This is a genomic window from Microbacterium sp. NPDC076895 (genome assembly GCF_040687115.1).
Classification (GTDB): domain Bacteria; phylum Actinomycetota; class Actinomycetes; order Actinomycetales; family Microbacteriaceae; genus Microbacterium.
Window position 1 is genome coordinate 121,855 of the sequence record NZ_JBFBMQ010000005.1, and the last position, 10,942, is coordinate 132,796.

The following is a 10,942-nucleotide window of genomic DNA, read 5'->3' on the forward strand; positions in this document are numbered from 1 at the left end:
GACGCGACCAACGCCGGCGGCGCGTCACGAGAACACGCCTGTCGCGAAAGCGAGAATCAGCACGCCGACCAGAGCCAGCGCGAGCACGCCCGCGGTGATGGCGAGAGTGAGCATGAGCCGCGACCCCTTCTCGGGCGCGGGGGGCTTGATGATCTCGGCTGTCGTCTTGACGGTGCTGACCGCCGCACTGGCAGCAATCGGCGTCGGTGATGAGTGCTGCGGGAGCTCTCCGTCAGCATACGTTGCGTCGATATCGAGCCCCTCGGATGCACCCGGCATCTGACCCGTCGTCGCAAAAAGGTCGGGAAGAGCCAAGCTGCCGGTGACAAGCACCTCCCCCGTCGCGTTCACCGGCGCCGTGATGCCTTGTGGCGGGGAATCTGTCATGATCAGCGCGCTGCCGGTGCCGGTCGCGCCCGCGCTCGGACGGGAGATGAGCTGGTCGAAACTCGGGCGCGGGTCGGGTTCGGTGGCCATGCCCGCAAGAAGTGCAGAACCAAGCTGCGGACTCACCGTGCCGCGTTCTACGGGCTCGTCAGAGGCCAGGCCGGCAGCGGCCTGCGAGATCGCATGCTCCTCCGGCGACGCCGGCGGAACCGAAATGAACGGCGCCCTGTGGTCACCGTCAGTACCGCTCACGGTTAAGGCGTCCGTGTTCCCCGTGCGTTCCCGCACACGTCGGCGTGTCAGCGGCGCCCCGTCGGCTGCGACCGTCGGACCGGTCGGGCTCGAACCCGGGAGCTCGTCAGCCGATGAAGATGCGTCAGCTGCCGCGGACGTGAAATCATCCGAGGAGTCGGCCGGCGCGGCGGGCTCGGCCGCGTTGTCCGTGCCACCACCCGCCGATGCCTGCTCGGCGGAGTCAGCCGAGACGGGCGCCTGCTCGGCATCCTGGTTAGCGTCAGTGTCGGCCGACGTCTGAACCGGCGCTGGAGTGGGCGAAGCGTTCTCTGACGGGGGCATGATCGGTGTGCCCTCGGGCGTCAGGATCGGGGTTGCGCCCGTGCTGCGGAGCTCCCGAAGCTGCCGACGCGTCAACGGCTGGTTCGGTTGCTGCTCATTCGTCATTCGTTGCTCCGATACAGATGGTGCTTCGCAATGTATTGGACGACTCCGTCAGGAACGAGGTACCACACGGGGTGTCCCCCACGAACCCGTTCCCGACAGTCCGTCGACGAGATCGCCAGCGCAGGGATCTCCAATTGGCTGACGTCCTCGACGGGAAGCCCGTCGGTGTTGAGAACGTGCCCGGGTCGAGAGACGGCGACAAAATGCGCCAACTCCCACAGTTCATCATGATTTCTCCAGCTGAGGATCTGCGCTATGGCGTCCGCGCCGGTAATGAAGTACAAATCCGCGTCGGGATTGAGTCGCTGAACGTCGCGCAGGGTGTCGATCGTGTAGGTCGGGCCGTCGCGATCGATGTCCACGCGGCTCACCGAGAAGCCGGGATTGGATGCCGTTGCAATCACCGTCATCAAATACCGGTGTTCAGACTCCGTGACCTCGTTCTTCTTCTGCCACGGCCGTCCGGTAGGGACGAAGACGACCTCGTCGAGTCCGAAAGAGTCGGCTACTTCGCTTGCCGCGACCAGGTGACCATGATGGATGGGGTCGAACGTCCCGCCCATCACCCCGATTCGGCGTGCTCGTGCTGCCGACATCGGATGCCTAGTGGCCGTGCCCCGATCGCTGCAGCTCAGCCGCGTGGGTCTTCGCGTACGCCTCTGCCTTGTGCGCGTGGCGGTTGGCGACGTTGCGGTATGACGCAGTCACGAGCGCCAGAAGTCCGAAGACGGCCAGGGCGATGATCCCGAAGATGACGGTCTCCAATGCCACGTTGCCGTGGTGCTCCGACTCTTCTGCGGCGAAGGCGAGAAGCGAGACGAGGGTCATTGAAACTCCGTTCGTGGCTGCGGCGACAAGTGCGCCTACCCAGCTTAGCTCTCAGCCACGCACCTGACCGGCACCGCGCACCAGCCACTTCGTGCTGGTGAGCTCAGGCAGGCCCATAGGCCCCCGCGCGTGGAGCTTCTGGGTCGAGATCCCGACCTCGGCACCGAAGCCGAACTCGCCGCCATCCGTGAAGCGCGTCGAAGAGTTGACCATCACCACCGCAGAATCGACCTCCGCGAGGAATCGCTCAGCCGCAGCAGGATCCTCGGTGATGATCGATTCGGTGTGCTGCGACGAATACGTGCGGATGTGCTCGAGCGCGGCATCCAGATCGTCGACGACACGGATGGCGACATCGAGGCTCAGGTACTCGGTTGCCCAGTCGTCGGGTGTGGCGGGGATGACGCCCTCGGCGCGAGCCGACACGTCGGCGTCACCATGCACGGTCACGCCAGCGGCCTGGAGCGCGCCGACAAGATCCGGCACGAGGCGGTCAGCGGCGCCACGGTGAACCAGCACCGTCTCGACGGCGTTACACACGCTCGGCCGTTGCGCCTTGGCGTTGACGACGATATCCAGTGCCCAGTCAGCTCGCGCGCTCTCGTCGAGAACGATGTGAACAAGACCAGCCCCGGTCTCGATCACGGGCACGGTCGACTCGGTGACAACCGTCTCGATGAGTTGGGCGCTCCCCCGGGGCACGAGCACATCGATCAGCCCACGAGCCTGCATCATCGCCCGTGCGCCATCACGACCGAAGTCATCCACGGTCTGGATCGCCTCGGCATCAACACCGACGCTCTCGAGGGCCGACCGCATGCTCGCGATGAGTGCCCGGTTGCTGTTCTCGGCGGCAGAGCCGCCGCGCAAGACCACGGCGTTGCCAGACCGCAGCGCAAGCGCAGCGATGTCGACAGTGACGTTGGGGCGCGCTTCGTAGATGGATCCGACCACACCGAACGGCACCGCTACCTTGGTGAGCGACAGGCCGTTCTCGAGCCGACGCTCCTCGAGCACTCGACCCACCGGATCCGGAAGCTCAGCGACCTCGCGCACCGCTGCCGCAAGTGCCGCGACCCGGGCGGCATCCAGCCTGAGCCGATCCTGGAGTGCCTCGGAAAGCCCGGTTTCACGACCCCGGTCCAGATCTGCCGTGTTCGCATCGATGATCAGATCAGTGTCGGCTTCCAGACGCGCAGCAACGGCGCGCAGCATGTCGCTCTTGCGCTGCGCGGAGAGCAGACCCACCGTGCGCGCAGCGCTCTTGGCGTGTTGCATCCGTTCCCGAGCGCCGGTGACGGCATCCGTCGGTGACATCAGCGTGGTTGACATGAGAGCCAGCCTACCGATCGACAGCGATGGGGCCGGTGAGAGCCGACGCCACCGGGTGCGGATTGGGCGCAAACCAGGTGCCGATGTTCCCGCCGCGCAGAGCCTCGTCAACACGGTCGGCGCTGGTGACGAGAACGCCAACCCCGGCACCGGCAGCCAGCCGCGCCGCGGAGACCTTCGTGGCAGCGCCCCCGGTCCCGACGCTGTTGACGACCACGGACCCGAACTGGAAGCCGTGCAGGTCATCACCGGGCTCCACGCGATCAATGGGGGTGGCGCCAGGCTCGTCCGGCGGCCGCGTGTAGAGAGCTTCGATGTCACTGAGAAGCACCAGCGCATCTGCTCCCACGAGTTGGGCCACCAGCGCAGCAAGTCGGTCATTGTCACCGAAGCGGATCTCGTGCGTCGCGACAGTGTCGTTCTCGTTGACGATCGGAAGGATCCGAAGTCCCAACAGTCGCTCCATGGCTCGCCGGGCGTTCGAGCGGTGGGTCGCGTTCTCGAGATCGCCGGCAGTGAGCAAGACCTGGCCGGCAAGGATGCCGAACCTGTCGAGGCTCGTCTGATACCGCCACATGAGCACGTTCTGACCCACCGCAGCCGAGGCCTGCTGGGTCGCCAAGTCATCGGGGCGGCCGTCGAGCTTCAGAAGCGGAAGAGCTGTCGCGATCGCTCCCGAAGAGACGAGAACGACTTCGGTGCCGCGCTCGTGGGCTGCGGCGATCGCCGCGACGATTGCGTCGATGCGCCAGGCATGTTCACCGCTGATCGACGATGATCCGACCTTGACGACAACTCGTCTGCAGCCGAAGAGACCTTCGCGCTCGGTCACAGTCACTGCTCGTCGTCCTCCGCCTCGCTCCGTGCTGCCAGCCGCTCAGCCTCGAGTTCCTCTCGCGCCTCGGCCTTCGCATCCATCCGCTCGTGGTAGCGCTCACGACGTTGCGCGGTCGTGCGGCGCGAGTTCTGGTCGAGCCGGGGATCCGTGCCGCGCGGTGCCGTCATCAGCTCTGCAACCGAGCTCAGCGACGGCTGCCAGTCGAAGATCACTCCGTCGTCCCCGCCGATGACGACGGTCGCACCCGGTGTGGCTCCGAGGCGGTACAGCTCGTCTTCGACACCGAGCTTCTCGAGCCGGTCGGCAAGATATCCGACCGCTTCGTCGTTCTGGAAGTCGGTCTGCTGGACCCACCGAAGGGGTTTGGCACCCAGAATGCGATAGATCGGGCCGTACGTGCCACCCTCGACGCGAACCGAGAAGTCCTGCTCAGCACCACGCGGGCGGATGACGACACGTTCGGGCTTCGGTGTGTCGGCCTGCGCGGCCCGATGCTCGGCGACGATGGACGCCAGCGCGAAGCTCAGTTCGCGCAGGCCGGACCTGCTCACCGTCGAGATCTCGAAGACGCGGTATCCGCGTCCTTCAAGCTCCGGACGGACCAGATCAGCGAGATCCCGAGCCTCGGGCACATCGACCTTGTTCAGAGCGATGACCTGGGGGCGCTCGAGCAACGGCAGTTGCCCCTCAGGAACCGGGTAGGCGGCAAGCTCCGCGAGGATCACATCGAGATCTGTGAGCGGATCGCGGCCCGGATCGAGCGTCGCGCAGTCCAAGACGTGAACGAGTGCCGTGCAGCGCTCGACGTGTCTAAGGAACTCCAGACCTAACCCGCGACCACTGCTTGCCCCCTCGATCAGTCCAGGGACATCCGCGACGGTGAAGCGCACGTCACCGGCTTCGACGACACCGAGGTTCGGGTGGAGGGTTGTGAAGGGATAATCCGCGATCTTCGGGCGTGCGGCTGAGATGGCGGCGATCAGACTGGACTTTCCCGCGGACGGAAAACCTACCAGTGCAACATCGGCCACCGTCTTCAGCTCGAGGACGACATCGCCTTCCCAGCCGGGTGTGCCGAGGAGCGCGAAACCGGGCGCCTTGCGCTTCGGCGAGGCGAGCGAGGCATTGCCGAGACCGCCGAGACCACCCGGTGCCACCACATAACGCATACCGGGTTCGATGAGATCGACAAGTACCTCGCCGGACGGGTCTTTCACGACGGTACCCAGAGGAACCGGAAGTTCGATCGACTCCCCGGCAGCACCCGACCGGTTGTCGCCCATTCCAAATCCGCCGTTGCCGCCGGACCGGTGCGGCGAATGATGGTATGACAGCAGGGTCGTCACCTGCGGGTCGGCAACGAGCACGATGTCGCCGCCGTGACCACCGTTACCTCCGTCGGGGCCGGCGAGTGGCTTGAACTTCTCGCGGCGTACCGACACGCATCCGTTTCCGCCCTTGCCCGCACGAAGGTGCAGGGTGACGCGGTCGACGAAAGTGACCATGCGCTTTCTCCTGTCTTCGGATGGTTATCAGGGCCGGATGACGGGAAGGGGCGAGCCGAAGCCCGCCCCTTCCGAAAACTGATGTGTCAGCTGCAGATCACTCTGCGGCGGCCACCACGTTGACGACCTTGCGGCCGCCCTTGGTGCCGAACTCGACAGCGCCGGCCGAGAGGGCGAAGAGCGTGTCGTCTCCGCCGCGACCAACGTTCGCGCCGGGGTGGAAGTGTGTGCCGCGCTGACGAACGAGGATCTCGCCCGCGCTCACGACCTGGCCGCCGAAACGCTTCACGCCCAGTCGTTGGGCATTGGAGTCACGACCGTTACGGGTAGAGCTTGCGCCCTTTTTGTGTGCCATTACTGCGCCTCTTCCTGGGTCTTACTTGATGCCGGTGACCTTGACGCGCGTGAGGTCCTGGCGGTGCCCCTGGCGCTTCTTGTAGCCGGTCTTGTTCTTGAACTTCTGGATGACGATCTTCGGGCCGCGCTCTTCGCCGAGAACCTCGGCGGTCACGCTCACCTTGGAAAGCTTCGCAGCGTCGGTCGTGACGGTGTCGCCGTCCACGAGCAGCACTGCCGGAAGCTCGACCTTGTCGCCGACCTTGGCGGCGAGACGGTCGAGAACGACGATCGTGCCGACCGAGACCTTCTCCTGGCGGCCGCCGGCGCGCACTACTGCGTAAACCACTTCACACCTGTTTCTTCTGGGAGCACAGCGCTCCGGTCTGTCTGAGGGGCCATCCGTGGGGATGACCGCTGCGGTGCGGAACCGAGGCCCTGACGTGCCGCCGTCCGGAACGCGGCACACGACGCACCAAAGGAATACTTTACCTGATGCGACACCGTAGTAGCAAAGCGACGCGCACCATCGCCGCGCCGCGCTGACCTCCGCCTATGATCGGCGCGTGACGATTCTGATCGACGACCCGCGCTGGCCGGCGCACGGCAGACTGTGGTCACACCTGATCAGCGATAGTGACCTCGCCGAGCTTCACGAGTTCGCCGAGCGGAACGACATCCCCCGCCGCGGTTTCGACCGTGACCACTACGACGTGCCCGCCGAGGCCCACGAGAGGCTCGTGGCGGCCGGGGCGAAGCCCGTCGACGGCCACACCCTCGTTCGCGCCCTCATCGCGTCAGGGCTGCGTGTGACGGCACGAGAGCGCCGCCACGGCGCCTAGCGACGACCGTCAGGACTCGTCGTCTGAGCCCGTCGGCGTCGCAGACACGGGGGTGCCCGTCAGCGCGGCAGTCGTCACGCGACGCCGACCCCGTCCCTGGCCCGGTGCCTTCGGCTCGGGAAGGGCGTTGAGCACCGAATCGAGGAGCAGTTCCTTCTCGGACTTGGGCTTCTCGGTTTCTGCCTTCTTCTTGCGGCGCTTGGGCTTCTCGGGTGCCGGCTCACTCGCTTCCTGCACCGCCGCCACAACGACCTCTTCAACGGTCGCCGCGTCGACCGGGGCGTGAATCGTGGATGCCGCGATCTGCGCGAGGGCTGACTTCACCCCCTCGGTGATCACATGCGTGCCGTTGCCCGCCTGAGAAGGCGACGACGAGGAGGAAGAACCGTTGCCGGAGGCCGCACCTCGGCTCCGGCGCGGCGAACCGTTGCCGGAAGCCGCGGTGCGGTGCTTCACGACGGGATCGTGGTGCACGATGACCCCGCGTCCAGCGCAAACCTCACAGGGCTCGCTGAAGGTCTCGAGCAGGCCGAGCCCGAGCTTCTTTCGGGTCATCTGAACAAGGCCGAGGGATGTGACCTCAGCCACCTGGTGCTTCGTCCGATCCCGGCTCAGACATTCCACCAGGCGACGCAGCACGAGGTCACGGTTCGATTCGAGCACCATGTCGATGAAGTCGACAACGATGATTCCACCGATGTCGCGCAGTCTCAGCTGACGAACGATCTCCTCAGCGGCCTCGAGGTTGTTCTTCGTCACTGTCTCTTCGAGGTTGCCGCCGGAGCCAACGAACTTTCCGGTGTTGACGTCGATGACCGTCATCGCCTCTGTGCGGTCGATCACGAGCGATCCGCCCGAGGGGAGCCACACCTTTCGATCCAGCGCCTTCTCGATCTGCTCCGTGATCCGGAATTCGTCGAACGGATCAGCGTCACCGTCGTACTCCGAGACGCGCTCGAGCAGGTCGGGCGCAACACCCTCGAGGTAGCGCGAGATGGTGTGCAGCGCATCCTCACCCTGAATGAGCATCCGAGAGAAGTCCTCGTTGAAGACGTCGCGGACGATCTTCACCAGCAGGTCAGGTTCGGAGTGCAGCAGCGCCGGAGCACCCGTGGTCTCAACCTGACGGTTGATGTGTTCCCACTGTGCGGTCAGACGCTGAACATCGCGCGTCAGCTGGTCTTCGGTCGCGCCCTCAGCTGCGGTGCGCACGATGACGCCGGATGACTCGGGCAGGACTTCCTTGAGGATCTTCTTGAGTCGCGCGCGCTCGGTGTCGGGGAGTTTGCGTGAGATACCGTTCATCGCGCCGCCGGGCACATACACGAGGTAGCGGCCGGGCAGGGAGATCTGGCTCGTGAGACGGGCTCCCTTGTGTCCGACGGGATCCTTCGTCACCTGAACGAGAACCTTGTCACCGGACTTCAGCGCAAGCTCGATGCGACGCGGCTGGTTGCCGGTCTCGACAGAATCCCAGTCCACCTCGCCGGAGTAGAGAACGGCGTTGCGGCCCCGACCGATGTCGACGAAGGCGGCTTCCATGCTCGGAAGCACGTTCTGCACGCGGCCAAGATAGACGTTGCCGATCAGGGAGGCATCTTGGCTGCGCGCGACATAGTGCTCCACGAGCACGTTGTCTTCGAGCACCCCGATCTGGACCCGCCCGTTCTTCGAGCGCACCACCATCACCCGATCCACGGCTTCGCGGCGCGCGAGGAACTCGGCCTCGGTCACGACGGTGCGGCGACGCCCCGCTTCGCGGCCGTCACGGCGACGCTGCTTCTTCGCTTCGAGCCGAGTCGACCCCTTGATCCGCTGGGGCTCGGTGATCACCTCGGCAGGACGCTGGCGCGACCCGCTCGACCTGTTCTCTTCGCGAGGCTCTCCCCCACCACGGCGACGGTTGCGACGCCGGGACGATCCGGAGGGCTCGGAGTCGTCGGTCTCGTCCTCAGGAAGTGCGGGAAGAGGCGTGACCTCAGGCGCATAGAACATCAGCGCGGTCGAAACCGCAGACACGAAGTTCTCGGGCAGCAGCCCGAGGCTCACAGCGGTGGGCGGACCCGTCGGCTCCTCGGTCGCCTCAGCCTCGTTGGTGCTCTCGGGTTCGACGGACTCGGGCTGCTGCGCAACGCCCTCCTCCACAGACTCGGATTCAGCAACGCCCTGCGCGTCGACGGAGTCGATCTGCTCGGTGGCAGGTGGAGCATCCTCGACCTCGGCATCCGACGCTGCGGGCTGCTCCGCGGCGACCTCCGCAGACGTAGATTCGACCGCTGGCTCTGCAGCGACCGCCTGCTCCTCGACCTCGGCGGTGACGAGGGCTTGGATCAGGTCGTCCCGCACGCCTTCCGTGTCGGCTTCGGTCGTGTTCTGTACATCGTTCTCATCGCCCATGTCGGCGTACTCCTTGTCGAGCGACCCCGCGCGTCGCCCGACGACATCTCCGCGACCGGCAGGTCGCTCATCAACTCGGTGTGCAGCAGGCTCGAAGCTCACGCTGCGACGGGCAGCCATTGCCCGGAAGTCTGTGACGACATGTTCCGCGGCGCGGCCGCGGACTCGTCCCGGCAATTATCGCACTATCGGCGCACAAACACTCCATTGGTTCGAAGACCCGCGCTTTCAGGCGACTCCTAAGCAGACGGATGCCAGAATCGACGCATGCCCGCAGCATCCGCACGTCGACCCGTCGGCCTCGCCATCTGGCTCATCATCGCCGGCATCGTCGGGTGGTACGCCGCCTTCAGTCTGACGGTCGAACGGTTCCATCTGCTCGCAGACCCGAACGCGACGGCGTCGTGCGACTTCAGCATCCTGGTGCAGTGCACGGCAAACCTGCAGTCGTGGCAGGGAAGCGTCTTCGGCTTCCCGAACCCCATCCTGGGGCTCAGCGGCTGGGTCGCGCCGATCGTCGTCGGTGCCGCACTGCTGGCCGGCGCGCGCTTTGCCCGGTGGTTCTGGCTCCTGTTCTGGGCGGGGATGCTCTTCGCGTTCGGGTTCGTGATCTGGCTCATCAGCCAGAGCCTGTTCGTACTCGGAACCCTGTGCCCGTGGTGCATGGTGACCTGGAGCGTAACCATTCCCACGTTCTACGCGGTCACCGTTCATGCCATGCGCTCGGGTGCCTTCGGGGCATCGCCCGGCCTGCTCCGGTTCTCGCAAGGACTCATGCGGTGGGTGCCACTGGCAACCATCGTCAGTTACGGCATCATCGTCATCGTCGCGCAGCTGGCGCCCACGCGCGCGCTCACCAACATCTTCGGCCTGTAAGCCTCGCTGCAATCCCTGGACGGGTTGAGGCTCACACGATTAGCGTGTGGCCCATGAATCGGTGCCTGCGGATCGTCGCGACGGTGACCCTCCTGGTGCTAGCAGGCTCGGCGCTCACAGCATGTATCGCAGAGCCGTCACGAGTCTGCGTGCCGACGCTGGCCGTTGATCCCGACAACCCGCGTCCAGGCAGAATCGTGGCCGTCTCGACGACGAATGCCTGCCCGCTGCCGGGCGGCGCGGAGTTGACCGTTCGAATCCACCCCGCCGGCGAGACGATTCCCCTCGCGCAAGCGCGGGTCACGCCAGACCCCGACGGGTCGTTTTCGGTGTCGATCACTGTGCCGCCGACGATCCGCCCGGGACAAGCCATAGCGTCGATTTCGAACTACTGGGACATCGCGACGTGTCCTGAGGGTGCGTCGTGCGCCGCTGCCGAGGTGGAGTTCACCGTCGCGCGGTAGCTATGATCTCGCAGGCCAGACCTGGCACCGCGGCGTTGTCAGCCGAACCAGATCTCCAACTCGCGCGCGGCCGATTCAGGGCTGTCTGAGCCGTGGACGAGGTTCTGCTGGACGGCGAGCCCCCAGTCGCGGCCGAAGTCGCCGCGAATCGTTCCCGGCGCTGCCGTCGTGGGGTCGGTCGTGCCAGCGAGGGACCGGAAACCTTCGATGACCCGGTTGCCGGCAAGACGGATGGCGACCGACGGACCGGACATCATGAACTCGAGAAGCGGCTCGTAGAAGGGCTTGCCGGCGTGCTCGGCGTAGTGCTTCTCGAGTCGGTCGCGGTCCGGCTCGACCAGACGGATGTCGACGAGGGCGTATCCCTTCGCCTCGATGCGCGCGAGGATCGAGCCAGTCAGGCCCCTCGCAACACCGTCGGGCTTCACCAGAACGAGGGTCTCTTCGGTCGACATC

At 65.7% G+C, this 10,942-nt stretch carries 13 protein-coding genes; 3 read left to right on the forward strand and 10 right to left on the reverse strand.

Annotation, left to right across the window (positions count from 1 at the left end; genetic code table 11):
* Nucleotides 1-24 precede the first annotated feature (24 nt).
* The 8 genes from AB0O89_RS06125 to rplU all read right to left on the reverse strand — a co-directional run bounded on the left by AB0O89_RS06125 (nt 25) and on the right by rplU (nt 6,256).
* Nucleotides 25-1,068, reverse strand: a complete 1,044-nt coding sequence (locus AB0O89_RS06125) for a hypothetical protein (RefSeq protein ID WP_363495132.1) — start codon at nt 1,066-1,068, stop codon at nt 25-27.
* Nucleotides 1,065-1,664: a nicotinate-nucleotide adenylyltransferase gene (gene nadD / locus AB0O89_RS06130; RefSeq protein ID WP_300594278.1), complete on the reverse strand. Its 600-nt coding sequence runs from the start codon at nt 1,662-1,664 to the stop codon at nt 1,065-1,067. The genes AB0O89_RS06125 and nadD overlap by 4 nt, the downstream gene beginning before the upstream one ends.
* 7 nt (nt 1,665-1,671) lie before the next feature.
* Nucleotides 1,672-1,896 carry a hypothetical protein gene (locus AB0O89_RS06135; protein ID WP_228178960.1) on the reverse strand — a complete coding sequence of 75 codons (225 nt, stop codon included), beginning with the start codon at nt 1,894-1,896 and terminating at the stop codon, nt 1,672-1,674.
* A 51-nt stretch (nt 1,897-1,947) separates the two neighbouring features.
* On the reverse strand, nt 1,948-3,228 hold the full coding sequence (locus AB0O89_RS06140; RefSeq protein ID WP_363495134.1) for a glutamate-5-semialdehyde dehydrogenase: 1,281 nt from the start codon (nt 3,226-3,228) through the stop codon (nt 1,948-1,950).
* Nucleotides 3,229-3,238: 10 nt separating this feature from the next.
* On the reverse strand, nt 3,239-4,066 hold the full coding sequence (gene proB / locus AB0O89_RS06145) for a glutamate 5-kinase (protein ID WP_363495137.1): 828 nt from the start codon (nt 4,064-4,066) through the stop codon (nt 3,239-3,241).
* Nucleotides 4,063-5,571, reverse strand: coding sequence for a GTPase ObgE (obgE, locus tag AB0O89_RS06150; RefSeq protein WP_363495140.1), 1,509 nt, complete (start codon nt 5,569-5,571; stop codon nt 4,063-4,065). The genes proB and obgE overlap by 4 nt, the downstream gene beginning before the upstream one ends.
* A gap of 97 nt (nt 5,572-5,668) precedes the next feature.
* On the reverse strand, nt 5,669-5,926 hold the full coding sequence (gene rpmA, locus AB0O89_RS06155) for a 50S ribosomal protein L27 (protein WP_292709323.1): 258 nt from the start codon (nt 5,924-5,926) through the stop codon (nt 5,669-5,671).
* A 21-nt stretch (nt 5,927-5,947) separates the two neighbouring features.
* Entirely contained in the window at nt 5,948-6,256 is a 309-nt protein-coding gene (rplU, locus tag AB0O89_RS06160) for a 50S ribosomal protein L21 (protein ID WP_195691534.1), read from the reverse strand.
* Between the two features lie 217 nt (nt 6,257-6,473).
* Here rplU and AB0O89_RS06165 point away from each other — a divergent pair, with 217 nt between their 5' ends.
* Nucleotides 6,474-6,749: a DUF4031 domain-containing protein gene (locus AB0O89_RS06165; protein WP_363495144.1), complete on the forward strand. Its 276-nt coding sequence runs from the start codon at nt 6,474-6,476 to the stop codon at nt 6,747-6,749.
* A gap of 9 nt (nt 6,750-6,758) precedes the next feature.
* Here the strand turns inward: AB0O89_RS06165 and AB0O89_RS06170 are convergent, their stop codons facing one another.
* Nucleotides 6,759-9,146: an Rne/Rng family ribonuclease gene (locus AB0O89_RS06170; RefSeq protein ID WP_363495345.1), complete on the reverse strand. Its 2,388-nt coding sequence runs from the start codon at nt 9,144-9,146 to the stop codon at nt 6,759-6,761.
* Between the two features lie 267 nt (nt 9,147-9,413).
* Between AB0O89_RS06170 and AB0O89_RS06175 the strand changes: the two genes are divergently transcribed.
* Together AB0O89_RS06175 and AB0O89_RS06180 are read left to right on the forward strand one after the other, a co-directional pair.
* Entirely contained in the window at nt 9,414-10,022 is a 609-nt protein-coding gene (locus tag AB0O89_RS06175) for a vitamin K epoxide reductase family protein (RefSeq protein WP_363495147.1), read from the forward strand.
* 53 nt (nt 10,023-10,075) lie between these two features.
* Nucleotides 10,076-10,486, forward strand: a complete 411-nt coding sequence (locus tag AB0O89_RS06180) for a hypothetical protein (RefSeq protein ID WP_363495150.1) — start codon at nt 10,076-10,078, stop codon at nt 10,484-10,486.
* Nucleotides 10,487-10,524: 38 nt separating this feature from the next.
* Here the strand turns inward: AB0O89_RS06180 and ndk are convergent, their stop codons facing one another.
* Nucleotides 10,525-10,941, reverse strand: coding sequence for a nucleoside-diphosphate kinase (gene ndk / locus AB0O89_RS06185; RefSeq protein WP_228178224.1), 417 nt, complete (start codon nt 10,939-10,941; stop codon nt 10,525-10,527).
* Nucleotide 10,942: the final 1 nt, after the last annotated feature.

What these genes read in the sequence shown, in the direction of transcription:
- AB0O89_RS06125 (WP_363495132.1), bottom strand. Translation starts at nt 1,068, where the DNA reads ATGACGAATGAGCAGCAACCGAACCAGCCGTTGACGCGTCGGCAGCTT.
- nadD (WP_300594278.1), bottom strand. Translation starts at nt 1,664, where the DNA reads ATGTCGGCAGCACGAGCACGCCGAATCGGGGTGATGGGCGGGACGTTC.
- AB0O89_RS06135 (WP_228178960.1), bottom strand. Translation starts at nt 1,896, where the DNA reads ATGACCCTCGTCTCGCTTCTCGCCTTCGCCGCAGAAGAGTCGGAGCAC.
- AB0O89_RS06140 (WP_363495134.1), bottom strand. Translation starts at nt 3,228, where the DNA reads ATGTCAACCACGCTGATGTCACCGACGGATGCCGTCACCGGCGCTCGG.
- obgE (WP_363495140.1), bottom strand. Translation starts at nt 5,571, where the DNA reads ATGGTCACTTTCGTCGACCGCGTCACCCTGCACCTTCGTGCGGGCAAG.
- rpmA (WP_292709323.1), bottom strand. Translation starts at nt 5,926, where the DNA reads ATGGCACACAAAAAGGGCGCAAGCTCTACCCGTAACGGTCGTGACTCC.
- AB0O89_RS06170 (WP_363495345.1), bottom strand. Translation starts at nt 9,146, where the DNA reads ATGGGCGATGAGAACGATGTACAGAACACGACCGAAGCCGACACGGAA.
- AB0O89_RS06175 (WP_363495147.1), top strand. Translation starts at nt 9,414, where the DNA reads ATGCCCGCAGCATCCGCACGTCGACCCGTCGGCCTCGCCATCTGGCTC.
- AB0O89_RS06180 (WP_363495150.1), top strand. Translation starts at nt 10,076, where the DNA reads ATGAATCGGTGCCTGCGGATCGTCGCGACGGTGACCCTCCTGGTGCTA.
- ndk (WP_228178224.1), bottom strand. Translation starts at nt 10,941, where the DNA reads ATGTCGACCGAAGAGACCCTCGTTCTGGTGAAGCCCGACGGTGTTGCG.